Source organism: Flavobacterium sp. (genome assembly GCF_040382755.1).
Taxonomy (GTDB): Bacteria; Bacteroidota; Bacteroidia; order Flavobacteriales; family Flavobacteriaceae; genus Flavobacterium.
In genome coordinates, this window is record NZ_JBEIET010000208.1 from 1 (window position 1) to 2269 (window position 2269).

Here is a 2269-nt window from a genome sequence, read left to right on the forward strand (position 1 = left end):
AGGACTTGGAGCAGAACCACCACCACCACCGCCAAATCTTGAAGAAGCAATTTTTGCAATATTTACAGCTCCAGTTGCTGCAGCTATACCAGCTTCAACAAATTGCATTCCCGTTGCTAATTTTATAGGGTTACCACCTGCCGTTAAAGCACCCGTAACCGCCATTGCTGTGTTTGTAACCGCAGCCGCTAAATTAAACGCCTTTTGTATTTCGAATTGTTTACGTGCGTCTTTATCATTTTTAGCCGTGAATGCTCCAATAATATCACCTATTGCCGTAAACGCTTGGCCTGCTAATTGTAATCTTTTTTGCCTAAGTTCGTTTTCCGCTGCTACTTGTTTATCTTTACTTTTTTTATCAATAGCTTCAATCTCCAACGCTTTTGCAGCTTCAATAATTGCTAACTGTTCTGCGTTTCCTTTTGCCGCTTCTTCAAGTGCAAAGTATTTCTGACGTACCAACTCCAATGCATACTCGTCTTCGGTCATTGACTTTTGTAAACCTGCCTGAAAATTAGCCTCGTCAATAGCTTCAATTTGCGCTTGTAACTCTTGTTCCGCTTCAAGCTTTAAACGATTAGATTCCTTAATTGCGTCAAGTTCTTTTTGTCTTAACTCTTCCGCTTTTGCATATTCTTGAGCTTGATATTTTAAACGAATTTCATTTAACTGATTTGCTTGTTCAATTTCTAATGCCGTAGTATCTTTTCCGTGTTTTTTTGCAAGTTTAATTTGAGCATTGAATTTTTCATTAACTGCAAGCTCTTCGTTTTCTTGTTCGGTTCGTAATCTTTCTGCCGTTTCCGCTTTTGCTTGTTTAATGAATTCTTTAATTTGGTCTAACTCGTTATTTAGTTTTTCTTTTTGAGCGTCGATTGAACTTTTATTATTTTCCTTTTGATCCTTTAAAGAGTCCGTTTGTTCTTGTTTAATTTCAATTCTTTGTTGTTTTTTTAAATCAACTAACTCTTTATATTCATCTTGGGCAATTTCACGCATTTGTTTTGCGCTGTCACCTGCTTTTGTAACAAGTTCTGTTTGTTTCTTAATAATTTCATCGTCGGCATCGTTAGCTTTCATTGAAGATAAAATATCCTTTTCTCGTAAATATGTCGATTTGGCTATCTCTTTATTTTTACGCGCTAAGGCTAATTCTTCTTCCGCGTGTTTTATTGCTAATTTTCTTAACTCCTCTGCAGATTTTCCTGACGCCTTTGCGTAGTCTAATTGAAATTTATTGCTTTCTTCTAATCGTGTTTTTGACTTTGCTAATTCCGCATTTTGTTTTTTTAATTCTTCCGTTGATTTTTTTATAGATTTATTATAATTGTTTGTTTCTGCTTCCGCTTCCTGAAACATTGAAACTAATTTATAACCAACGGCAACTAACGCAATTGCCGCAGCAACCATTAACCCAATAGGGTTTAAACTAATTGCTAAATTATAAGCATATTGAGCAGCTGTTAAAACGGTTGTCGCTACTGTTTGTAAACCAGTAAGAATTAAATTTTTACCTTTTGCTAATAAACTTTGATTTTCAACAATAACCCCTGCTTCGGTCGCTACATTTTCAGCTGTTTTAGCAGCCGTAATTGATGTTATAGCCGAAACAACAACAGCCTTTAATTGTTTAAAAGAATCTTTAGCTTCCATTAAACCTTGAACCCCTTGAGATAAAGCCATTGCGCTTTGAACTCGTAACATTGTTTCCTGCAACGCTTCGCTCTCTACTCCGACTAACCCCATTGCACCCTCAACAGCTTGGAATCCGTCTAAAACACCGCCTACAGATTTGCTTAACGCATTAAATTTAGCGTCAGGGTTAAACGAGTCAACTAAATCTTTTGAGAATCCTATTTGGTCTTTTAATTCTGCTGCGGCTTTTGCTGCTTTAATAGCTTGTTCCGACGTTTCACCATACTGAGCAGAAACTTTTTGAAGTTCTGCAACCGCTTCTTTATATTGCGATTTTAAACTTTTGCTATTGTCTTGAATTTCTAATTCAATTACCCTTTTTTCTGCCATTACGTTTTACTTTTAATTCTCTAAATGCTTGTTTCCAAATATCTTTTATTGTGTCTTTTAATTCGTGTTTTCCTTTGGCTATTTCTATATTCTCAGAAACCCCAACGAACTCACTAATTTTTAACATATCAATTATCCCTTTTATCATGCTGACTGTATTACTGTTAATGTTTGAGTTGTTCCATTTACATAAGTTGTTGTAACTACCCATTGCCTATCTAATCCCGTTGTATTTACTGGGGTA

2 protein-coding genes are annotated in these 2269 nt (G+C 35.8%); both read right to left on the reverse strand.

The window, feature by feature from the left end:
* Nucleotides 1-2025, reverse strand: a 2025-nt coding sequence (locus ABWO04_RS11250; protein WP_353079782.1) for a hypothetical protein, incomplete at its 3' end; no start/stop codon positions are given.
* Nucleotides 2003-2173 (reverse strand): hypothetical protein, encoded by a 171-nt coding sequence (locus tag ABWO04_RS11255; RefSeq protein ID WP_353079783.1) that lies wholly within the window; start codon nucleotides 2171-2173, stop codon nucleotides 2003-2005. The genes ABWO04_RS11250 and ABWO04_RS11255, both read right to left, overlap by 23 nt.
* Nucleotides 2174-2269: the final 96 nt, after the last annotated feature.

Excerpts from the sequence above, each read along its gene's own strand:
- ABWO04_RS11255 (WP_353079783.1), bottom strand. The coding sequence starts at position 2,173 with ATGATAAAAGGGATAATTGATATGTTAAAAATTAGTGAGTTCGTTGGG.